At 40.2% G+C, this 22,639-nt stretch carries 20 protein-coding genes; 10 read left to right on the top strand and 10 right to left on the bottom strand.

Features of this window, described 5'->3' with window-relative positions:
• Positions 1-195: 195 nt before the first annotated feature.
• Entirely contained in the window at positions 196-1,899 is a 1,704-nt protein-coding gene (gene ezrA, locus BA79_RS07770; RefSeq protein ID WP_007501773.1) for a septation ring formation regulator EzrA, read from the top strand.
• Positions 1,900-1,939: 40 nt separating this feature from the next.
• Here the strand turns inward: ezrA and brnQ (BA79_RS07765) are convergent, their stop codons facing one another.
• On the bottom strand, positions 1,940-3,283 hold the full coding sequence (brnQ, locus tag BA79_RS07765) for a branched-chain amino acid transport system II carrier protein (RefSeq protein WP_035702034.1): 1,344 nt from the start codon (positions 3,281-3,283) through the stop codon (positions 1,940-1,942).
• Positions 3,284-3,497: 214 nt separating this feature from the next.
• On the bottom strand, positions 3,498-4,841 hold the full coding sequence (gene brnQ / locus BA79_RS07760) for a branched-chain amino acid transport system II carrier protein (protein WP_035702031.1): 1,344 nt from the start codon (positions 4,839-4,841) through the stop codon (positions 3,498-3,500).
• A 202-nt stretch (positions 4,842-5,043) separates the two neighbouring features.
• On the opposite strand from brnQ (BA79_RS07760), the gene BA79_RS07755 reads away from it, so the two are divergent.
• The 5 genes from BA79_RS07755 to BA79_RS07735 all read left to right on the top strand — a co-directional run bounded on the left by BA79_RS07755 (position 5,044) and on the right by BA79_RS07735 (position 10,250).
• A complete protein-coding gene (locus tag BA79_RS07755; RefSeq protein ID WP_035702028.1) occupies positions 5,044-6,186 on the top strand; it encodes a cysteine desulfurase family protein in 1,143 nt (380 codons plus the stop codon).
• Positions 6,187-6,190: 4 nt separating this feature from the next.
• Complete coding sequence (thiI, locus tag BA79_RS07750) at positions 6,191-7,396, top strand: tRNA uracil 4-sulfurtransferase ThiI (protein WP_007501769.1); 1,206 nt, start codon at positions 6,191-6,193, stop codon at positions 7,394-7,396.
• An 89-nt stretch (positions 7,397-7,485) separates the two neighbouring features.
• Positions 7,486-7,698 (top strand): alpha/beta-type small acid-soluble spore protein, encoded by a 213-nt coding sequence (locus BA79_RS07745; protein WP_003216385.1) that lies wholly within the window; start codon positions 7,486-7,488, stop codon positions 7,696-7,698.
• 220 nt (positions 7,699-7,918) lie between these two features.
• Complete coding sequence (gene mbcS, locus BA79_RS07740) at positions 7,919-9,499, top strand: acyl-CoA synthetase MbcS (protein ID WP_008343095.1); 1,581 nt, start codon at positions 7,919-7,921, stop codon at positions 9,497-9,499.
• Between the two features lie 136 nt (positions 9,500-9,635).
• Positions 9,636-10,250, top strand: a complete 615-nt coding sequence (locus BA79_RS07735) for a LysE/ArgO family amino acid transporter (protein ID WP_035702024.1) — start codon at positions 9,636-9,638, stop codon at positions 10,248-10,250.
• A 445-nt stretch (positions 10,251-10,695) separates the two neighbouring features.
• On the opposite strand, the gene BA79_RS07725 is transcribed toward BA79_RS07735, so the two are convergent.
• Positions 10,696-11,130 (bottom strand): MarR family winged helix-turn-helix transcriptional regulator, encoded by a 435-nt coding sequence (locus tag BA79_RS07725; RefSeq protein ID WP_248596531.1) that lies wholly within the window; start codon positions 11,128-11,130, stop codon positions 10,696-10,698.
• 116 nt (positions 11,131-11,246) lie between these two features.
• Between BA79_RS07725 and BA79_RS07720 the strand changes: the two genes are divergently transcribed.
• Positions 11,247-11,834 (top strand): NAD(P)H-dependent oxidoreductase, encoded by a 588-nt coding sequence (locus BA79_RS07720; RefSeq protein ID WP_008343104.1) that lies wholly within the window; start codon positions 11,247-11,249, stop codon positions 11,832-11,834.
• Positions 11,835-11,939: 105 nt separating this feature from the next.
• Positions 11,940-13,292 carry an amidohydrolase family protein gene (locus BA79_RS07715; RefSeq protein ID WP_035702018.1) on the top strand — a complete coding sequence of 451 codons (1,353 nt, stop codon included), beginning with the start codon at positions 11,940-11,942 and terminating at the stop codon, positions 13,290-13,292.
• 39 nt (positions 13,293-13,331) lie between these two features.
• Here the strand turns inward: BA79_RS07715 and BA79_RS07710 are convergent, their stop codons facing one another.
• Together BA79_RS07710 and BA79_RS07705 are read right to left on the bottom strand one after the other, a co-directional pair.
• Positions 13,332-15,269 carry an ABC transporter permease gene (locus BA79_RS07710; RefSeq protein WP_035702015.1) on the bottom strand — a complete coding sequence of 646 codons (1,938 nt, stop codon included), beginning with the start codon at positions 15,267-15,269 and terminating at the stop codon, positions 13,332-13,334.
• The gene (locus tag BA79_RS07705) at positions 15,259-16,020 is read right to left on the bottom strand and encodes an ABC transporter ATP-binding protein (RefSeq protein WP_007501759.1); all 762 of its coding nucleotides are present in this window, start codon (positions 16,018-16,020) and stop codon (positions 15,259-15,261) included. The genes BA79_RS07710 and BA79_RS07705 overlap by 11 nt, the downstream gene beginning before the upstream one ends.
• 298 nt (positions 16,021-16,318) lie before the next feature.
• On the opposite strand from BA79_RS07705, the gene BA79_RS07700 reads away from it, so the two are divergent.
• Both BA79_RS07700 and BA79_RS07695 read left to right on the top strand, forming a co-directional pair.
• A complete protein-coding gene (locus BA79_RS07700; protein WP_007501757.1) occupies positions 16,319-16,663 on the top strand; it encodes a PadR family transcriptional regulator in 345 nt (114 codons plus the stop codon).
• Positions 16,654-17,898 (top strand): FtsW/RodA/SpoVE family cell cycle protein, encoded by a 1,245-nt coding sequence (locus tag BA79_RS07695; protein ID WP_017358289.1) that lies wholly within the window; start codon positions 16,654-16,656, stop codon positions 17,896-17,898. The genes BA79_RS07700 and BA79_RS07695 overlap by 10 nt, the downstream gene beginning before the upstream one ends.
• A 74-nt stretch (positions 17,899-17,972) precedes the next feature.
• Here BA79_RS07695 and BA79_RS07690 read toward each other — a convergent pair whose 3' ends face one another.
• From BA79_RS07690 to BA79_RS07670, 5 genes are all read right to left on the bottom strand, one after another.
• Positions 17,973-18,977, bottom strand: a complete 1,005-nt coding sequence (locus BA79_RS07690; protein ID WP_035702011.1) for a sensor histidine kinase — start codon at positions 18,975-18,977, stop codon at positions 17,973-17,975.
• Positions 18,977-19,666: a response regulator transcription factor gene (locus tag BA79_RS07685; protein ID WP_017367847.1), complete on the bottom strand. Its 690-nt coding sequence runs from the start codon at positions 19,664-19,666 to the stop codon at positions 18,977-18,979. The genes BA79_RS07690 and BA79_RS07685 overlap by 1 nt, the downstream gene beginning before the upstream one ends.
• A gap of 109 nt (positions 19,667-19,775) precedes the next feature.
• A complete protein-coding gene (locus BA79_RS07680) occupies positions 19,776-20,699 on the bottom strand; it encodes an iron-hydroxamate ABC transporter substrate-binding protein (protein ID WP_035702008.1) in 924 nt (307 codons plus the stop codon).
• Between the two features lie 190 nt (positions 20,700-20,889).
• The gene (locus tag BA79_RS07675) at positions 20,890-21,489 is read right to left on the bottom strand and encodes a response regulator transcription factor (protein WP_035702005.1); all 600 of its coding nucleotides are present in this window, start codon (positions 21,487-21,489) and stop codon (positions 20,890-20,892) included.
• Positions 21,486-22,622, bottom strand: coding sequence for a sensor histidine kinase (locus BA79_RS07670; protein WP_035702002.1), 1,137 nt, complete (start codon positions 22,620-22,622; stop codon positions 21,486-21,488). Before BA79_RS07670 ends, BA79_RS07675 begins: the two co-directional genes overlap by 4 nt.
• Between the last annotated feature and the right edge of the window lie 17 nt (positions 22,623-22,639).

Raw genomic sequence — 22,639 nt, 5'->3', positions numbered from 1 at the left:
TCAATACATGTGATCAAATGATAGAAAGCCTGAATGACTTTCTTGAAAAAACATACATAAAACCGTGAATGGATCGTATTGGCAAAAATACAATCCTGCTTATAAAAAACAAATGCAAAGCGGACACGAAAGGGTTCTCAGGTCTACTCGGGACACTACCCTGACATCACTTAGATCACAACAAGGGGGCTCATTATGGAGTTTATCATCGGTTTAATTGTCATTTTGCTTGCTTTGTTTTCAGTCGGTTATTTCCTCAGAAAAAATATATATAAAGAGATTGACCGATTGGAAGCATGGAAAATCGAAATTTTAAACAGATCAATTGTAGAAGAAATTTCAAAAATCAAACATTTAAAAATGACCGGAGAAACAGAGCAGTTTTTTGAAAGATGGCGTGCAGAGTGGGACGATATCGTCACAGCCCATCTTCCAAAGGTAGAGGAGCTATTATATGATGCAGAGGAGTATTCTGATAAATATCGATTCTCCAAAGCAAAGCAAGTTCTTGCACATATAGGAGATCTGCTCACCGCTGCTGATTCAAACATCGAAGACATTTTAAAAGAGATTGCAGACCTTGTCACAAGTGAAGAGCAAAACCGAAAAGACATCGAGAAGGTCAAAGAGCAATATCAAACGGTACGAAAAAATCTACTTGCTTACAGCCATTTATACGGCACCCTTTATGACAAAATGGAGCAGGACTTAGATGAGGCCTGGGAAGGGATCAAGCAGTATGAAGAAGAGACAGAAAACGGAAACTACATGACAGCAAGGAAAATTTTGCTTGAGCAAGACCGCAGACTCGATCAGCTGCAATTATATATCAATGATGTACCGAAGCTCATCGCAGATTGTAAACAAACTGTGCCAGGTCAGCTGACGAAACTGAAAGACGGTTATAAAGAAATGACAGACAAAGGCTACAAGCTAGAGCACATCCAGATCACAAAAGAGCTGGAGAACTTGAATAAACAGCTGACCCGTGCGGAGAAGCTGCTGATTGATGAACTCAACTTAGATGAAGCATCAAGCATTCTGCAAATGATTGATGATGCGATTCAGACGCTGTATGATCAGCTAGAAGCAGAAGTAGAAGCAGGTCAGGAAATCAAGAGCAAAATGCCTGAGCTGACCGAAGCATTTGAAAAACTTGAACAAGACCACACGCAGACAAAGGCAGAAACGGCTCTTGTGAAAGAAAGCTACAAGCTGACAGCAGGAGAGCTGGATCAGCAGAAAGCATTCGAAAAACGATTAGAAGAAATTGAAAAGCTTATGAAGCAAATACGAGAGAAGCTTGATCGTGACCATGTCGCATACACATTATTAATGGATGAAATCAATCAGCTTGAGACCTTTATTGAGGATGCCAAAACACTTCATGAAGCGTTTAAAGATCACCTTCAATCGTTACGAAAAGAAGAATTACAGGCAAGAGAAACATTGGCTGAACTTAAAACCATGTTGACAGATACAGTGCGCCAGCTGCACAAAAGCAACATTCCAGGTGTACCTGCTGACATCAAAGATCGTGCTGAAAAAGCGCAGGAGATGATTCAGCAAGTGCAGGAGCAGCTAGAGAATTTGCCGCTGAATATGCCAGCAGTGAACCAGCAATTAAAAGAAGCCTCTGAAACAGTCAGACATGTGGTTGATGAAACACATGACATGCTTCGTAAAGTGGATCAAATTGAACGGATTATACAATATGGCAACCGGTTTAGAAGTCAAAACCACATTCTTTCAGAGCAATTAAAAGAGGCAGAACGAAGATTTTATGCCTATGATTATAACGATTCATTTGAAGTGGCAGCAGCAGCTGTCGAAAAAGCATCACCTGGAGCCGTCCAGAAGCTTTTAACTCAGCAAGAAAAAGAATATCAGCATCAATAAAAAAGCTGAAGTCCTAAAATGGACTTCAGCTTTTTCCATGTTATGAAACTTGTTTTTGGCGTTCTTCTGAAGCAGAAGAAGTGAAAAGAGAGATGACAAATCCAATCACGACTCCGAGTATGGCAGGCATAATCCAGCCAATGCCAAGGTCATATAGCGGCAAGATCGTTTGAAAGAGATCTTTCACAGGACCAATCGGCAGTTTCGCCGCTGCTAAGCCGTCAAACAGACTGACGCAGCCAGTTAAAATCAAAGTAAGGACATACACAGGTCTTCTATGACCAAGCCATTTGTCAGCAAGTGATAAAACGATAATCACAATTGCTAACGGGTAAATCGCAGTTAACACAGGTACTGAAAAAGCGATAATATGAGCAAGTCCAAAATTTGAAATGATAAAACTGAATAATGTGACGAGTGTAACGACCATTTTATAAGAAAGTTTAGGTAATAAATTTGAGAAATACTCTCCGCACGATGTCACGAGACCGATACTTGTAGTTAAACAGGCAACCGTAATCGCCGCGCCTAACACAATATTACCTAAACTGCCAAAAAGAAATTGTGAAGACTGAGCCAAGATTTTACTACCATCTCCAACAAAACCAATGGCGTGTGTACTTGAAGCACCTAAATAAGCAAGTGATAGATAAACAAATGTTAATCCGCAAGCTGCAATTAGACCTGCTTTGATACAAGCAGAAGTGAGTGCCTTTTTACTTGTTACACCACGTCCTTTAATGGCGTTGATGACAACAACCCCAAACACAATAGATGCAAGAGCGTCCATGGTTTTATAGCCTTCTAAAAACCCTTTGAAAAATGATCCATTGCTATAGGACACATCAGGTGTGCCAATGACGCCCATCGGTGTCAAAATGGCTTTGACGATAATAATCAAAATGATCGTAAATTTAATCGGTGTTAACACTTTCCCTACACGATCCACAATTTTCGTTGGATTTAGCGCAAGATAATAGGTAATACCAAAAAAGGCCAGTGTAAATAAAAAAAGTGAGAGCCAAGCTGGTACACCAGCTAAAAAGGGTAGTGCACCAATTTCATATGAAACCGTTCCTGTACGAGGAATAGCGAAAAGTGGCCCGATAGATAAATATAAAATAACGGTAAACGCTGTTCCAAAAGCTGGGTGAGCTTTATCAGCTAATCCTTTCGCATCTCGACCTGTCAAAGCGATTGCAATAATCCCTAGAAGAGGTAAACCGACACCTGTTAATAAAAATCCGCCCATTGCTTTCCACACATTTTGCCCAGCATATTGCCCAAGCTCTGGTGGATAAATCATATTACCGGCGCCGAAGAATAGAGCAAACAGCATAAAACCTATGATAACCGTATCTTTCGTCGACAAAGTTGCCTTCATTGCATTTAAAGCCTCCATTATTATGTTGAAATATTCTGTTAATTAGTTGCTAGGTAACCGTTCATCATTAACAATCACTAATTATAAAGGATGTACGCCTGATGTCAACATGTGTTTTCGTACAAAAGTCATGAATTTTTCTATTTTAGTATATGAAGAACAATAAAAAAACATCCCCTTCTTCTTTGGAAGGGGATGTTTTGATTTGCGATGATTATGAGGCAAGTTGCTTTGGTGGGCTGGTAAACATGGAAATAAGTACACCAATCAAAGCACCGATAATAGCTGGTATGATCCAGCCAATGCCTAAATCGTAAAACGGAACAATTGATTTCAAGATGCCAGGCAATCCGCCTAGATTCACTTCGGCAGCTAATAATCCATCAATGATGGCAAAGAAACCAGTAAAGATGAGAGAAGTAATATAAATGATTCTTCTGCCGTTAATCCAGCGGTCAAGGAACGATAATAAAATAATGACAATGGCCAGTGGATAGATCGCTACGAGTACAGGCACCGACAGAGAAATGATTTGTGCGAGTCCGAGGTTTGCAACGAATGTGCTAAACAAAGAAACAATTAGAATGACGGTACGATAAGAAAGTGCTGGGAAGAGCTTTGAAAAATATTCTCCACAAGATGAAATAAGTCCAACACTAGTCGTTAAACAAGCGAATAAAATGGCTGCGCCAAGAACAATGTTACCAGCAGAACCGAATAAAAAGTTGGCAGAAAGTGAAAGTAGTTTTCCTCCTTCATTTGCTCCAACCATTCCCGTGGCATTAGGGCTTGAAGCACCCACATAAGCGAGTGAAATGTACACGAGTGCCAGTCCAACAGCTGCTACGAGTCCTGCCTTAATACAAGCTGCTGCAAGAGATTTTCGCTCTGTGATGCCTCTGTCCTTAACAGCTGTCACTACGACGATTCCAAATACGATAGAAGCAAGTGCATCCATTGTTTTATAGCCTTCTAAAAACCCAGTGAAAAGCGGATTTGCCTCATATGTTTTATCTGGAGCACCGATCATTCCCATTGGCGTAGCAATGGCTTTAATGACAATAATAGTAATAACAGTTAATAAGATCGGTGTCAAAATTTTACCAATACGATCAACCAGCTTTGAAGGATTTAACGCAAGCAAGTATGAAATAGTGAAAAACACTACGGTAAAGATGAATAGTGGTACCCATGAAGTGGATTGGGCACCTGAGAGAAATGGAGCTAATCCTATCTCATACGAAACCGTACCAGTTCGCGGAATGGCGAAAAATGGTCCAATGGATAAATACAAAATCACGGTGAATATAGTCCCGAATTTAGGGTGTGCTTTATCGGCAAGACCTTTGGCACCGGTACCTGTAAGGGCGACAGCAATAACCCCTAATAGTGGAAGACCTACGCCTGTAAGTAGGAATCCGCCGATGGCAAGCCATACGTTTTCACCAGCATATTGTCCAAGAACAGGCGGGAAAATCATATTTCCTGCGCCAAAGAATAATGCAAAAAGCATTAGTCCAATAGCCAATGTTTCTTTTATACTTAAACTATTTTTCAAAATAGTCCCTCCTCAATCAGTGTATTGTGTCAAATTTAAATATTCTGACAATTTAGGTGTTTATATGACAATTGCACTATGGATGATATAGTGAAAATGAAAAGTTGTCAACTGCCATTTTCAGAAAATTCTCTGTCTGACTTCATTATGGTAACATATAAATGCATTTATTTTTAAAGTTTTTTTGTAAGGAGTTTAAGATATGATTTATCTTGATAATAGTGCCACAACAAAGCCTTATCCAGAGGTTTTACAAGTACATCAGCAAGTGAGTGAGCGTTTTTTTGGGAATCCGTCTTCGCTGCATCAACTTGGAATTGATGCGAGCCGTCTATTAAGTGAAACGCGAAAACAAATCCTTCACTATACAGGCTTTACACAATATGAGATTATTTTTACTTCAGGTGCAACAGAAGCAAATAACATAGCCATCAAAGGGGCTGCTCTTGCCAAGATGAACCGAGGCAGACATATTGTCACAACAGCGATTGAGCATCCATCTGTCATCGAATCGTTTGAACAGCTGAAAACATTATTTGGCTTTGATATTTCCTATATTCAAGTAAATGAGCATGGCCGTGCAGATATGACGCATTTAAAAGAAGTGCTTCGCCCTGATACAGTGCTTGTCAGTCTCATGCATGTAAACAATGAAACAGGCGCGATTCAGCCGATAGAGGAAGCGGCAAGCATCATTCGGACGTATGCCAAAGAGGCGATTTTTCATGTCGACGGCGTACAAGGAATTGGCAAGGTTCCGCTGCCTAAAGAGATGGATATTGATCTTTTAACGATGTCAGGCCACAAGATTCACGGCTTGAAGGGAACAGGTGCCCTCTTTTTAAAGAAAGAGATCGTGCTTGCGCCTTTTATCACAGGAGGAGAGCAAGAACTTGGCCTTCGCTCAGGGACTGAGAATCCTGCTGGAGCTGTCAGCTTAGCAAAAGCCATCAAGCAATCATTTGAACATTTAAACAAGCATCATGACGAGATGATCGCTTTAAAAACGGAGCTAGAGCAGCAGCTTGGAAAGATAGAAGGCGTCGTCATAAACACACCGCTGACGCATAGCGCACCGCACATTGTGAATTTTTCAGTGCCAGGTATTCAAATCGAAGTCCTTCTGCATATGCTCGAAAAAGAAGGCATTTACGTTTCGACAACGTCTGCTTGTTCTGCTAAGAAAAAGGAACCAAGCCGTGTCCTGCTGGCGATGGGGAAATCAGAAGAAGCAGCCAAAAGCAGCATGAGAATCAGTTTGACATATGGACAAGGACCAGAGCTAGCGCCGCAAATCATCACATCGATCGCACAAAGTGTGAAAAAATTAAAAGGAATGAGATAACAACATGAAGTATGACCATATTTTAGTCCGTTTTGGTGAGATTTCAACAAAAGGGAAAAATAGAAAGAAATTTATCGAAAAACTAAGACAGCATATCCGGTTTGTATTAAAAGACTTTGAAGCATTAAAGTATGCATCTGATAGAGACCGCATTACGATCATGCTAAACGGAGAAGACCCTGAACCGATTTCAGAACAGCTTAAAGGTGTATTTGGCATTCAAAGCTTTAGCCTGGCTGTAAAATGTGAGACAAATCTTGATGCCATCAAAGAAGCGGCACTCTCAGCGGTTCAGGAAGTGTATGAACAAGGAAATACATTTAAGGTCTCAACGAAACGCTCTTATAAACAATTTGAGCTTGATTCAAATGAAATGAACCGAGAAATTGGTGGACATGTTTTAAGGAATACAGACAACTTAACCGTTAATGTGAAACAGCCAGATGTTCACTTGCGAATTGAAATAAGAGAACACGCGACGTACATTACATTTAAAGATGTAAAAGGTGCAGGCGGACTGCCAGTTGGTTCAAGCGGAAGAGCGATGCTGATGCTCTCTGGCGGCTTTGACAGCCCAGTGGCCGGCTATCAGGCAATGAAACGAGGCATTCAAATTGAAGCTGTTCATTTCTTTAGCCCACCTTATACAAGTGAACGTGCTAAGCAAAAGGTCATTGATCTAGCGGAATGCTTAGCTGCTTATGGAGGCGAAGTCAAGCTTCACATCGTTCCTTTTACGAAAATCCAAGAGCTCATTCACAAACAAGTACCAGAAAACTATACGATGACTTCAACGAGAAGAATGATGCTCAAAATTGCAGATAAAATAAGAGCCAAGCGTGATGCGCTTGCCATTATTACAGGTGAAAGCCTTGGTCAAGTGGCAAGTCAGACACTTGAAAGCATGTATGCCATTAATCATGTCACAAACACACCGATCATTCGCCCGCTGATTGCCGTGGATAAGAATGACATTATCGAAGAAGCGAGACGAATTGGCACATATGAGACAAGCATTCAGCCATTTGAGGATTGCTGCACGATCTTTACGCCGCCATCTCCAAAAACAAAACCAAAACTTGAAAAAGTAGAACGCTACGAAAGCTTTGCTGAATTCGAGCCAATGCTTGATGAGGCAGTGGAGCAGATCGAAACAATCGTTGTCACAAATGAAAAGAAAGCAGCTGACAAATTCGCTGATTTATTCTAAATAAAAAATTTCATAATAATTACCATAAAATCAATCGCATGAAGTCATGTGTTTCTACACATTCTATATTCACAAGGAGGTGAGAACACATGGCTCAACAAAACAGACAAAGCAGTTCTAATCAATTAGTCGTTCCAGGCGCTGCACAAGCGATCGACCAAATGAAGTACGAAATCGCTTCAGAATTTGGCGTAAACCTTGGACCAGAAACAACAGCTCGCGCTAACGGATCAGTTGGTGGAGAAATCACTAAGCGTCTTGTATCTTACGCTCAACAACATATGGGTGGAGGATCTTTCTAAGACACACAATTAAAAAGCTATGGCTTATGAGCGGGTTTATTCCCGCTCTTTTTTTGTACATAAATTGTTAGAATATTTTTAAAAAAGAAGACGAAATGAAAAAATTATGGCATAATACTAGGAGTAGGTCCTAATTCAAGCATTTTTCAGTTATGAGTGTTAGAATAGGTAAATTGAAACATGATTCGTTTCATAGAAAGAGGCTAAAAGGAGCTGTACCATGAAAAGAGAAGACTTAATTGCACCAGAACAATATAACTTAGTCAGTGAGATTGAAGCGTTCAGTCATGACCAGGAGAAAATCGCCCTGCACTGGCAGGACGGGAATGGCCATGAAGCGCATGTGACATATGCAGCATTAGTAGAAGAGGCGAATAAAATTGGTCATGTTCTATTAAATGCAGGCTTTAAAAAAGGCGATAAAATCATTGTGATGGTGCCTCGTATGCTAGAGGCATACAGCATTTATTTAGCCATTTTAAAAACAGGAATGGTTGTAATTCCTTGTTCAGAAATGCTTCGCGCTAAAGATATAGATTACCGAATTGAGCATGCAGAAGCAAAAGGAGCGATTGTTTACGCATCATTCATTCAATCGTTTGAAGGAACCAACCAGCCAAAAGATTTCAAAACATTCTCGATTGGTGAGAATGATCATGGCTGGACAAACATTGTTGCGCAAAAGGAAGAGCAGTCAAGCGAGTTGAAATTGGCAGACACAACACGTACGGACATGGCGTTTCTATCTTATACATCAGGCACAACAGGTAACCCAAAAGGGGTTGTTCATACACACGGCTGGGCGTATGCACATTTACGTACTGCGGCCAAAGCATGGCTCTCCATTAATGAAGGGGATAAAGTATGGGCAACAGCAGGACCAGGCTGGCAAAAATGGGTGTGGAGTCCTCTCTTATCTGTTTTAGGAAGTGGAGCAGAAGGTTTTGTTTATGGAGGAAAGTTTAATCCGGATACGTACTTAGAGCTGCTTCAAAAAAATGAAATCAATGTTTTATGTTGTACACCAACGGAATATCGGTTTATGGCAAAAGTAGATGACCTCAGTCAGTACGAGCTGCCGAAATTGCATAGTGCTGTTTCTGCGGGAGAGCCGCTTAACCGTGAAGTTATCGATACGTTCAAAAAACATTTCGATATCGAAGTGCGAGATGGTTACGGGCAAACAGAAAGCACGCTGCTAGTCGGGGTGCTGAAAGGAATGGACATCAAGCCAGGCAGCATGGGCAAACCAACACCTGGCAATGAAGTAGAGATCATTGATGAGAATGGCCAGATCTGTGCTCCAGGAGAAATAGGTGACATTGCCGTTCATCTTGAAACGCCGGCTTTATTCAAGGAATACTATAAAGATGCAGAGCGTACAAAGGCGCAGCGCCGCGGGGATTACTTTATCACCGGTGACCGTGCGAAAAAAGATGAAGACGGGTATTTTTGGTTTGAAAGCCGCAGGGATGACATCATTGTCAGCTCAGGTTATACAATTGGTCCATTTGAAGTTGAAGATGCACTGATTAAACACCCAGCAGTGAAAGAATGTGCGGTCGTGGCAAGTCCAGATGAAATCAGAGGATCAATCGTGAAAGCATATGTCGTCCTGCGTGATGCATCTACACAAAGCGATGAGCTGATTAAAGAACTGCAAACACACGTGAAAAATACAACAGCACCGTACAAATATCCAAGAGAAATCGAATTCATTGACGAGCTACCAAAAACTCCGTCAGCGAAAATTCGACGTGTCGAGCTGAGAGAAAGAGAGCTTGCACGAAAATCATCATAACAGTAGAAACAATAAGCGTCTGGATGGAAAATCATCCAGCGCTTTTTTTATTGGACAAATCAAATATGTAAAATTCGTTCATGATGTTTTATGTTAAAATGTGTAAGGATGACTTGAAAAGGAGAATGTTCTGAAAATGTCGATTGCGATAATTCATGGGATTGTGCTTGCTTTTGGTCTTATTTTACCTTTGGGCGCACAAAATGTATTTGTATTTCAGCAAGGAGCCCTTCAGCCTCGATTATATCGCGTACTGCCTGTGGTCATTACAGCTGCTCTCTGCGACACACTTTTAATTACTTTAGCTGTCATTGGGGTTTCGGTTGTTGTACTCACCATTCCGATCTTGCAAATAGCTCTTTTTATCATTGGATTTTTCTTTTTACTTTATATGGGGTGGTCAGTTTGGAACACGAGCTCCGCAACAGGTAATCAAGAAAAGATGGACTTGATGCCTGTGAGAAAACAAATCGTATTTGCCTGTTCCGTTTCCCTATTAAATCCTCACGCGATTCTCGATACGATAGGAGTAATAGGAACGAACTCTCTTCAATATCATGGGGCGGAAAAGGTGGCATTTACCGCAGCCTGTATCATCGTCTCGTGGTTATGGTTTATGGGTCTTGCCCTTCTCGGGAAAATGTTAGGAAAGCTAGATACAAACGGCAAGTGGATGAACCGTATCAATAAAGCATCAGCCGTCATGATCTGGCTGGTTGCATTATATATCGCCTATCAGCTTATTGGATAAAGGATACATAGAGCAAAAGAGACGTGATGCATGAAAATGAGCGCTGAACATGTCATGGGAAAAAGCGTTGGATGGAAAACATCTGGCGCTTTTTTGTTGACTACTATTTCGGGAGAAGCTTCAGTTACATCCTGTTCATTTTTATCAGACATGCTGACGATTCAATTACCTGGAGGAAATGATCAAAATAGGATCTATGCTACACTATAATAAATGTATTTTATTGGATGTGGAGGTTTTCAAAATGGCTCATAAAGAACAGCGTAAAGGGGCAGTGCTTGCTGTCTTGGATACATTGACGTTTGGTGTACCAGTTTTGCTGTGGAATTTATATAAGAATACGAATAAAAGATAGTAGGTTTCATCACGTATCTTTTAGCATCTCTTTACTAATGTGTTCAAAAATCATTTGCATGAGCGATACGCTCATGCTTTTTTCATTCGATCATTTTTTGAAGATGGTTTGATTTAATAGACGGAGAGCTTGTACGATATCATCCATTTGATTTCGGTCAGAGGAAGAAAGGCTGTCCATGAGCATGGATTCAATTTGTTGAAATGCTTTGTCCATACACGCACGGCCTTTTTTAGACAGCATAATGACATGTTTTCGTTTGTCATCACGGTCTTCTTCTCTATCAATGAATTGTTTCTCGTGCAGTTTTTTCAGTTCTCTGCTGACATTCGGAAGAGACATGTGCTGACAGTCGGCAATTTCACTTGGCGTAAGTCGCTCGCTGACAGCTAGTTGCTCTAGTATTAAGTATTGTAAGGTTGTTAGGTTAGCTGGTTTGACTTTGCTCGTCAGGGCGTGCTTCAGCTCAGAAAAAGTAGAAGCAAATGTGACAAACTCTTTGAAAAAATGTGGGTTTTTCATCATGTTTCACCTCCTACGTACCATACCAAATTTATTATCAAAAAACAATTATCATTTGACAACTAAAAAAGAGAGGTGTATGCTTTTGGTTATCAAATGATAACTAAAGGAGCCGAGCCATGAATGTACTCATTATTTATACTCACCCTCATCACAATAGTTTAAATGGTGCTTTTTTTAAAGAAATCCTAAAGGGCAGTGAAGAAAATCCAAACGTTCAAGAAGTGAGAATCATCGATTTATACCAAGACAAATTTGATCCTGTACTTATTTTTAATGAAGAGAAAAAAAGACGTGATATGCATAAGGACCCTGAGATTCAAGAATATCAAGAGAAAATCAAATGGGCAGACAACATCGTGTTTGTTTATCCGATTTGGTGGGGGCGGCCGCCAGCCATGCTGCTTGGCTTTATTGATCGAATGTTTGCAGCGAATTTTGCTTATCGTCAAACAGGCGGGCTGCTTCCAGAAGGCTTGTTAAAAGGAAAGAGGGCTGTATGTGTTTCGACAATGCAAGGACCGACCCACTATCCTTTCTTCTTTTTGCAAAATGCCCACAAAATCTTAATGAAACGAGCTCTTTTACAATATGTCGGGATTAAACCGGTGAAGTTCTTTGAATTTGGCATGATGGAAAGTCCGAAAGGGAAGCATGACGTGAAATTAAAACGAATATACAATTATTTTCGGAATATCAGCTCATAAAACCATATTCCTTGAGTCACTTTTCTTCTAATTTGAACCTGTTATGTCTTAAAATGACAGAGAGAGTGAGTGACTCATTCTCTTTATTTGAAAAGGGGGATATGGATGAAGAAAACATTGTTTAAAGATGCGGCTCTTATCACACTTGATCCATCTGTAGGTTTTCTGGAGAAGGGAGATCTATTAATTGAAGGGGCACATATTGTAGAAGTCGGACCTTCTATTGAAGCAAGTGGTGCCGATGTTGTGGATGCGTCTGACATGGTCATCATGCCAGGGCTTGTGGATACCCATCGTCATGTGTGGCAGTCTGTCATACGGGGAATCGGAACAGATTGGTCTTTGCAAACGTATTTGAGCAAAATTTATTATGGCAACTATGGGGCGATGAGACGTCCATCAGATGATCGAATTGCTAATTATTTAGGCGCATTAGAGGCATTAGATGCAGGAGTGACCACGTTTTTCGACTGGACGATGATCAATTCTATGGATCATACAGAAGAACTCATTGGAGGTTTAAAAGATGCGGGTATTCGAGCGGTCTTTGGTTTTGGTACCTCTGGAGATGCAGCGTATTGGGACAGAGAGAGTACGCTCACGAATATGGAAGACGCAGCCCGCGTGAAACAAAAACATTTTCAATCATCGGATCAGCTGTTGACGATGGGACTTGCCATTCGTGGACCTGAATTTTCTTCATGGGAGACGACCGTCTTTGAAATTGAAACAGCGAGATCACTAGATGCATTATGCAGTATGCACATTGGCTTTGGAAATTGGGGAGCGGCGGATCGATCGATTGAGCGGCTTCATCAAGCAGGGCTGCTCGGGCCTGATTTGAATATGGTGCATATCAATGCAATTGATGCAGATCAAATGAAGATGTTAGCTGACAGCGGAAGCTCCATCTCGATTACACCTGAGATTGAAATGATGATGGGACACGGATATCCTGTCACAGGGCTCGCCATTGAAAATGGCGTTCTGCCAACGCTTGGTGTAGATGTGGTGACAGCGACAGGCGGAGATTTATTTACCCAAATGAAATTCGGACTACAGGCGGAGCGGGCGATTCAAAATCAATCTTTATTGATGGAAGGGACGATGCCAGGGCCTGAACTTGGATTGTCTGCACAGCAAATGCTTGAAGCAGCCACAATAAACGGGGCTCGTGCCTTGAAGCTTGATGACAAAATCGGCTCGCTCACACCTAGAAAAGAAGCTGATTTTATCTTGATCGATCGGACAAGCATGAATCTTCTTCCGATGACAGATCCAGCTGGGGCAGTTGTGCAAACGGCACACCCTTCAAATGTTGATTCTGTCTATGTGGCTGGAAAAGCAGTGAAACAAAATGGGAAGCTAGTTGGAGTGAACTTAGAAGAGATCAAACAAAAAGCTTATGCGGCAAGAGACCATATCTTATCACACAAGTTTGAATCAACGCCATCATAAACAAACAATCCCCATAGGCAGCTGCCTATGGGGATGAGATTACAAGGATTCTTTAATGACTTTTTTGTAATACTGGACAGATAGGAATCCGAAGATAGAATATAGCACCGTATAAATCGACATGACGATGAGCATTGGTGTCCACAGTTCGCCGCCGAATAAAAACCAGCCTGACTGTACTGCAAAGTAGCTGTGAAGCAACCCGACAACGAGCGGAATCCCAAAGTTAAATAGCTGTTTGAGCCGAATACCTTTTAATAGATCCTTCTCAGTAAAACCAAGCTTACGCAAGATCGTGTAAGAGCTTTGTTCTTCTTCACTTTCATTCATCTGCTTAAAGTATAAAATACAGCCTGATGTGACAAGGAAGCTGAGACCTAAAAATCCGACTATAAACATCATCAGTCCGATGGTTTGTTTTTGTTGCTGAGTGGTAGCCAATTGAGACATGCTGTTGTCACCTAGTTTTAAAGAGGTAAACACATCATTCGCTTGTTCAAGGTTTTGATCATCTTTTATATTGACTGCGTGATATTGATTATTCTCAATCTGAAGTTTAGGATCTTTCTGCTGGTCAAGCTGCTCAAAGACACTTTGACTGATGACAGCAACAGGTAGACCACCAAACGTGAAGTTGTAAGAAATGAGGTAATCTTTCTTCATATCAATGACCTTTAAATCAAGGGGTTTCTTAATAAGTAGTTTCACATCACCTGAACTTTGAATCGGCATGAATTTCTTCAATAAATCACTGTAGCCGCTTAAGATGACTTCGTTGCTTTTCACATGAATATTTGGTGCGTTTTTTTCACTGATCACAGGTAGAGTTAAGACACCTGGATCATTATTCATATTTTTAATCTCTGAATCCATGATCTTTTTTGCGTCAAACTTCGCTTGAATGACCTTGAACTGCTTTGTTTCATACGCAATATGTTTGTCAGAAAGTGCACGAGTGAAGGTATCGGCATCATTCTTAGAACCCATAACGAAATGGGATGGGATCTGTTGTTCAGCGGTTTTTTCTGCTGAGTAATAGGAAATATAGCTTAAAGATAACAACCCGATGGCAAGCGCAGATACCGTTGTAATAATCGTTAAAAGCAGTGCGTTTGATTTTAACCGGAACATAATAGATGACAGAGACAGGACTTCATGAATGGCGAGATAGCCATTTTTTCGTTTACGTACGATATTGGCAATGAATGAAACAGAGCCTTTATAGAAAAGAAAGGTACCGATAATGACAGAGGCTAGAATATAAATCATCGCTAAAAGTAACGCAAGCATGGACGTATATGTGCCGGTAAAAAGCTGAGAAGAAATATAATAGCCTGAGCTAATGAATGCAATGCCTAGAACCCCAATGATGATTTCAAACACAGAGATTTTTTTCACACGCTGTTCTGTAGAAGACGTGGTTCTAAATAAAGATAAAATCGTCTGTCTATTAATAAACCATCGATTTCTTAACATAATTAATCCATAGATGACGAAAAAGACGATCAGTGTCTGCAAAAGGGCCATGCCTGAAAAATGCAGGTTGGCGATGGCGTTCACGCCGGTTACTTTAAATAGCACCATCAGCATGAGTTTTGAACCGATAAATCCAGCTATGATACCAATAGCCATGGAGACCACGTATAGGATAAAGTTTTCTGCATTGAGTAGTTTGGCAATTTTTTGTTTCGTCATGCCAATGAGCTGCAGGAGACCTATTTCTCTCCCTCTTCGTTTAATAAAAATGCTGTTCGCATATAACAGGAAGATTCCAACAATGGCAATGAGTAGTACTGAAGCGGCTTTAATCGATGCACCGCCCTTAATGGACCCCTTTACATCATCAAGTGCTGGTGAGTACTGCAAGGTGACAAAGGAAAAATAGAGCGCCACACTAAATACAAGTGCAAACACGTATAAATAGTAATTTTTTAAGTTTTTCTTCAGATTGCGGAAGACGAGCTGATTAATGTTCATGCTTCACACCGCCTAAAACACCTTGCGTTTTCATAATATCCTCGAAAAACATCTTTCTCTCTAATGCGCCTTTATTCAATTGTGTATAGATCTGTCCATCTTTGATAAAAATCACTCGTCTTGAATAACTGGCTGCAACAGGGTCATGCGTCACCATGACAATGGTTGCTTTGCGCTTGTGATTGAATTCTTGCAGCTTGTTCAGTAAGTCAGAAGCAGATTTGGAATCAAGTGCTCCAGTTGGTTCATCAGCAAAAATAAGGCTTGGTTCATGAATAAAGGCACGCACCGCAGATGTCCGTTGCTTTTGTCCACCAGATAGTTCATTTGGATATTTGTCTCTTAGTTCATAAATCCCCATATCCTCTGCAAGCTGTTGAAAGCGTTCAAAAGCTTCTTTTTTAGGCGTTTTGGAGATGGATAATGGCAAGAGGATGTTCTCTTTAACCGTGAGTGTATCAAGTAAGTTGTAATCCTGAAAAACAAAGCCAAGCTGTTTCTTTCTAAATTCAGCGAGCTGCTGATCTTTCATTTGCGTCATTTCTGCATCTGCAATCCGAATCGATCCGCTGGACACATGATCAATCGATGACAATACGTTCAAAAGGGTCGTTTTCCCCGAGCCTGATGGCCCCATGATGCTGACAAATTCTCCAGCTTCTATCGTCAAATCAATGCCTTTCAGCACCTCTTGTTTATTGAATTTATTTCCATAGCTTTTATATAACTTGCGAGCTTCTAAAATGTTCATCTGTCGAACCCCTTTTTTATTTAATTGATATCTCTAGTATAAAAAGAAGCCGATCAGACTTCCTGCGATTTGGCGAACAAAACAGACGAGCATGTGACATTGTTGTCACATGCTTGTTTCATATGTCAAAGCCTTATGTAGAATTCAGATTGTTATTCAATTATTTTATCTGTTTTTCGCTATGATGTATCAAATTTCTTGTTTTTTTCTGATGAACCTTTACAGAGTATTTGATTTCATGTAAGATATGCATATCAAATATATGCATATTAAATCTATGTATTAGGGGTGACCATGGATGAAAGTGAGTAAAGAGCTTCTAAAGGGGAGTACAGCTACCCTTATTTTAAGCTTACTAAATGAAAAGCCAATGTATGGTTATGAAATGATTAAGCAATTGGAGTCGAAATCCGAAGGAATTTTTAGCTTTAAAGAAGGAACGATTTATCCTATTTTGCACACTTTGGAGGGGAAGGGATTCATTGTGTCTTACTGGGGTGAAGGGAATGGCAATCGAAAAAGGAAGTATTATCGGATTAATGAACAAGGCAAAGCGTTTATGAAGGAAAAGAAAGAAGAATGGAATGTCTTCAAAGATGCAGTAGATGGCGTTTTGAACGGGGAGAAAGTCGTATGGGATTAGAGAAAAAATTTGAACAATATATCAAAAATGTGTGTAAACGAATCAAAAATAAAGACGTACATGCAAGTATAAAGCTTGAGCTTCGTGACCATTTATACACACTGAAAGAGGAAGCGGTCAGTGCGGGCATGTCAGAAGAAGAGGCGGTAGATCAAGCGCTCGATCAAATTGGAGATGCAGCCATACTCGGAATGCAGCTCCATGAAACACACAAAACTCAAGTGGACTTTAAAACGATACTTCTTGTATTAGCTACTTGTTTATTTGGGTTGTTTGTAATGTATTATTTTCAGTTTCATTCTCATTTACTTCATTTTCAAGACACGAATATCTTTTATAAAAGTCTCATTTACTATGTATTTGGTCTTGCGTTGATGCTTGGGCTGTTTGCTTTTGATTATCGGCGCTTTTTACCCTATTCATGGCATTTATATATAGGAACGATTGGAATGCTAATTGTTACAATGATGATTGGGACAAGAGTGAACGGTATTCTCTTTTTAAGCTTAAATAATGGATCGATCAATCTGACTGAAATTTTCCCATTTCTGATGATTATTTCGTTAGCTGGCATTTATCAATCTTGGAATTGGAAGAATGGTTTCAAGTCCTGGCTAGGGTTAGCGATTGTCACTTTACCCATTATTTTATTACATATAGTCGGATCTCTTTCTGCAACCATCACCTTTGTGGTCATATGCATAACGATGATGTATGTATCTCATGCAAGGATGAGACAGCTTATTCCATTCACAGCAGCAGGTATTGTCTATCTCATTGTTCAATTATTTTCTCTTTATCAAGCTGATATGGCCCACTTTTACCAATATTCACTTCATGAATTTAGCTCAAATGGTTTTCAAATAAATCCGTACGCATTGTATGATGTTCACACTGATTGGATGTTGACGTATATCATTTATTCATTCGGATGGTTCGCAGGATTGGCCGTTTTTATTTTGTTTGTGACTTTGATTTATAGAGTAGTTCATACAGCGAAACGAGTTCAATCTGCTTATGGCAAAATATTAATGATTGGTTTGGCAACCACATTTGCAGCAAAATTTATCTTAAGTATTTTCACAAACTTTGGATTATTGCCTATATCAGGAGTTTCCATGCCTTTTATGAGCTATGGGGGATCTCATATTCTTCTAGAAATGATGTCAGTCGGGCTGCTAATGAGTATTTATAGAAGGAAACAGCTAGGAGAAATGTGCCGTGAAGTAGCGTGATATGGCTGTATAAAATCACCCAATCTCTTCAATGCATCGTTGGATGAAGAGATTGGGTTTCTTGAACTGCATGTTCACATGCTCGCAATATGCACAAAATCATTCTTTTTCGGAAAAATAAAGGTGAAAGTTGTCCCTTGATCTAATGTGGAGTTGACCTTGATCGTGATATGAAGAGCGTCAGCTCCCTTTTTTGTTAAATAGAGCCCCATGCCTGTGGAGGCCGTGTCATTGTGATGTCTTGTGGAGGTAAAGCCTTTTTCAAAAATACGGGACACGTCTCTTGGGTCAATTCCTCTGCCTTGATCTGTGATGGTGAGCACCACTTGTTCGTTCATTTGTTTGCTTTCGATGATAATGTCAGATGATTGGCTGTACTTGACGGCGTTTGTCAGCACTTGTCTGATCATAAAGGATAACCATTTTGTATCACTTAATACATCTCGCTCTTCTAATAAAAGGTCAAAGCCAATTCCTTTTTGCATACACCACGATTGGAGCGCTTTGATTTCTTTCGTTAGCATGTTTTGGAGATCCAGTTTTTCAATAAATAAATCATTTTCAATATGTTGGATCCTGCTCTGATGCAGCTGTGCATCAAGGAGTAAATGTATTCTAAGCCATTCATAGGTCATATTTGATTTGAGCGGCTGTTCTGTTATGCGGTCAATCATTAAGTGCATCGCCGTGAGCGGCGTTTTCACCTCATGTATCCATGAGAGCAGTTCATCTTTTTCTTCTTCCAGCGCAGTCTTTTGTTTAGCCGTCATCTGGCGGTATCGGTCGATTTGCTCTGACGCTGCCTCCTGTACAATTTGTTCAAAAGGGGAAGAGGGTTTGAGACGCATTTGATGGTCTATATTTTCGTCCCATTCTTTCAGTTGTTCATAATAAGCAGTTTCTTTCCGGTAACGAAAAAAAAGAAAGACAATGAAGAGTAATGTAGACAAAAGCACGATATAAAAAAGAGAAGCGAGTGGAATCGTTGTATCCAAATAAGCAACAAAGAGAATGAGAAGCTGCAAACTAAGAAAGAACAAGATCCAGCTTCTTCGTTCTTTTAGAAATGCTTGCAGCATTATTGATCATCCTTTTCTTTTGCAAGATAACCTTGACCCACCTTTGTTTCAATGAAGGTGCCAAGGGAGATTTCGTCTAGTTTTTTTCTAAGGCGGTTGACGTTTACAGTGAGTGTATTGTCACTCACGAATCGTTCATCCTCCCATAATGCTTGGATGAGAGATTCCCTTTTGACGATATGATTTTTATGCTGAATCAATTCTTTGAGAATAAAAAACTCATTTTTTGTTAATTCAATCTCACCGTTTTCATTTGTCACTGTATTATTTTCGAGATCAAGGGTAGCGCCGCACCAGACTTTTAAGTTGGCTGGTTCCGCATTATAATCATGGACTCGGCGAAGAACAGCACTTACTTTGGCGATGAGAACGTCAAAGTGAAAGGGCTTTTGTACAAAATCATCAGCTCCAAGCTGCATCGACATGACCATATCAGCAGGATGATCACGAGAGGAAAGAAAGATGATGGGCACATTAGAATGATGCCGAATCATCCGGCACCAATGAAAGCCATCGTACTTTGGTAGCTGAATATCAATAATGACTAAATCAGGCTGGATGGAAGTGAACTCCTGCATGACCTGTTGAAAATTGTTGATCCCATACACATCATAAGACCAGTTGACTAAACGTTCTTTGATTTCTTGGAAGAGGGTTGTATCATCCTCAATCAGCAAAATTTTAAACAAAACGAGCACCACACTTTTTGAATTACTTGTACATCATTGTAGCGGAAAACAGGCACTCCCGCTAGAAGCAGACAGTAAAAAAGCAAGGGAAGAGATCCCTTGCTTCGGTTTATTTACCTAAAAAGTGCTTTTTAAAGAATGATAATTGATATTCAAGTGTGAGCGGGTCATTAAAGTAAAACTCTTCCGCATTTGCTTCATACACACGATGTTTTTTCACAGCAGGAATGGACTTATAGATTTCACTGTTTTGATAGGAATTGTCCATTTCGCTGTTTTTGCTAATGATCATATAGTCTCCGGCAAATTCAGGGATGACCTCTTGTGATACCGCATAATAACCAGCTTTTAATGCTTTTTCTTTTACTTTTTCCGGCATTTTTAGTTTCATTGCTTGGTAGAGGATTTCTGTTCCGCGTCCCCATGCATCTCCAAAGACGTAAAGATCTTTTGTGCCGCTTTCAAAGACAGATACGGTTGCATCTTCACCGATTTTTGCTTTGATTTCTTTGCCAGCTTCAGCTGCGCGCTGTTTGAAATCCTTGACCCATGCTTCTGCTTCTTTTTCTTTGTTTAAGACTTTTCCAATTTCAATATGCTGCTGAAGGTAATCGACTTTGTTATACGTGAATAAAACGGTAGGGGCGATTTTTTTCAGTTTTTCTACATTTTTTGCACCGCTTAAACCGATGATGACATCAGGCTTTAACTTCATGATTTTTTCTACATTTTCATCGGATACTTCTTCCACATTTTTTAATTTCTTTTGGAAACGTGGATTCTTTTTTGACCAAGAGTCAACACCCACAAGGTTCACACCAAGTGACAAGACATTTCCTGTATAAGAGGCGAGAACAACAACACGTTTTGGATTTGCTGGCAGCTTCACAGGTCCATTTTCAGATTGATATGTAATCGTGTCTGATGACGTTGATTGATTTTTTCCTTTATTTGAGGAAGAGTTGCTGCTATTGCCACATGCGCTCAACGCAAGTACGAAGATGAGCATCAGAGGGAACAATATTTTCTTCATGAATGTAGACTCCTTTGAAATCGGCACATCAGCCGTGTATTTGGTTGTATGAGTGATAATGATAATTATTATCACTAAGATATCATACCATAGAAGTGAGGTTTGTTGTCAATGATATTTTAGCAGTGGATAGAGGAATTCTGATAAAAAGAAAAAAAGATCAAGGCAGTGTCTGACCTGATCTTTTTTCTTATTTAAACCAGCCTTTTTCTTTGGAACGAGTGATGGCTTCAATTCGGTTTTTGACTTCTAGTTTATCTAAAATAATGGAGATGTAGTTTCGCACAGTGCCGCTTTTAATGCTGAGTTCCTTGGCGATTTCTTTTGTGTTTTTTCCGTCTGCGACGAGTTCTAGAACAGACTTTTCTCGTTCAGTTAAAGGATTTTCGTCGCTATACAAGTCTTCCATTAATTCAGGGGCGTACACCTTTTTCCCTTTCATCACGCTGCGGATGGCACTTGCCAAATCTTCGCTTGGGCTGTCTTTCAGCATGTAGCCGCTAACGCCAGCTTTCAGTGCTCTTTGAAAATAGCCAGAACGGGCAAAGGTTGTTAAAATGATGATCTTCACATCAGACTTTTTGAGTTCTTCAGCGGCATCGAGCCCAGATTTTCCTGGCATTTCGATATCCATTAAACAAATGTCGACCGGATGTTTTTGAGCAAAATCAATGGCGTCCTGGCCGTTTGTGCCTTTTCCAACAACCGTCATATCGTCTTCTAAATCAAGAAGCGACCCAAGAGCACCAAGCAGCATTTGCTGATCCTCTGCGATAAAGATGTTAATCATTTTATTTCCTCCTTATCTTTCGCTGCTGAATCATTTGGAATACTCATGATCAGCTTCGTCCCGTCTTTTGTTTCAATGTGCAGGCGTCCATTTGCAAATTCCAATCTTTCTCTAATCCCTAAAAGGCCATGTCCCTTTGTTTGAGAGGATGGATCACCGCCTTTAAATGTGCCGTTATCCTCAACTGTAATGACAACTTCCTTTGACTTTTGATGAATGGTGATTTGACAGACAGTGGCATCGCTGTGTTTGACGACATTCGTTACGGCTTCTTTGATGCACATGCTCACAATGTTTTCGTTCAGAAGAGAGATTTGTTTCGGCGCTTCCTTTTCATCATAAATCATGTCAATATCGGCGGCTTCAAGGATTTGCTTGATGTTCAATATCTCATCTTTGATCCGAATACCTTTCATGGAAGAAACAATTTTCCGCACTTCATTTAGAGACGTTCTAGCTGTCTGCTGAACACTCTTTAGTTCTGCACGAGCCTGTTCAGGATCTTTATACACGAGCTTACGGGCAAGGTCACTCTTTAAACCAATAAGAGAGAGTTTTTGTCCAAGTGTATCATGCAGGTCACGAGCAATGCGCTGTCTTTCTTCAAGTTTGACAAGATCGGCGATCCGTTCATTAGCATTTTCTAATTTCTCTTCAAGGCGTTCACGTTCTTTACGGCTTCGAATGCTAAGAGGGAGCAGAATGGCACTAATGAGTGTGATCACAACAAAAGGAATTTGTGTGAGAAACCATCCCTTTTTTAAAATCAAGCTAAAGTTCACTGCTACGGCGGCGCTCCCTAGATGAATATAGTATAAGATATAAAAAGGGACTTTTCTTTTAATGTGCCCATTGAAATAGGCGATGCAAAAAGCGAAATAAATATAGCTGTAGAGCATCACATAGCCTGTAGAAATCGCAATCAATAAAAGACCGAAGACATATAAAGACCAGCCTTTTGCGACAAAGGCAAAACGATACACTCCGAAAAAAACCACGTTCAAAATAATGCCAATGACAATACCTAAAGTCGTAGGCGTCTTTAAGATAAAATAGAAGGGCAGGATGAAAAAAATGGCCCATATATAGGGGGAAATCCCATGCAATTTTTGAATTTTAAACTGTTTTTTCATCCGTGTGCCACCTTTTC

Origin of the sequence: Bacillus altitudinis 41KF2b (assembly GCF_000691145.1) — a bacterium.
Taxonomy (GTDB): domain Bacteria; phylum Bacillota; class Bacilli; order Bacillales; family Bacillaceae; genus Bacillus; species Bacillus altitudinis.
This window is presented reverse-complemented; position numbering and strand designations above follow the sequence as displayed.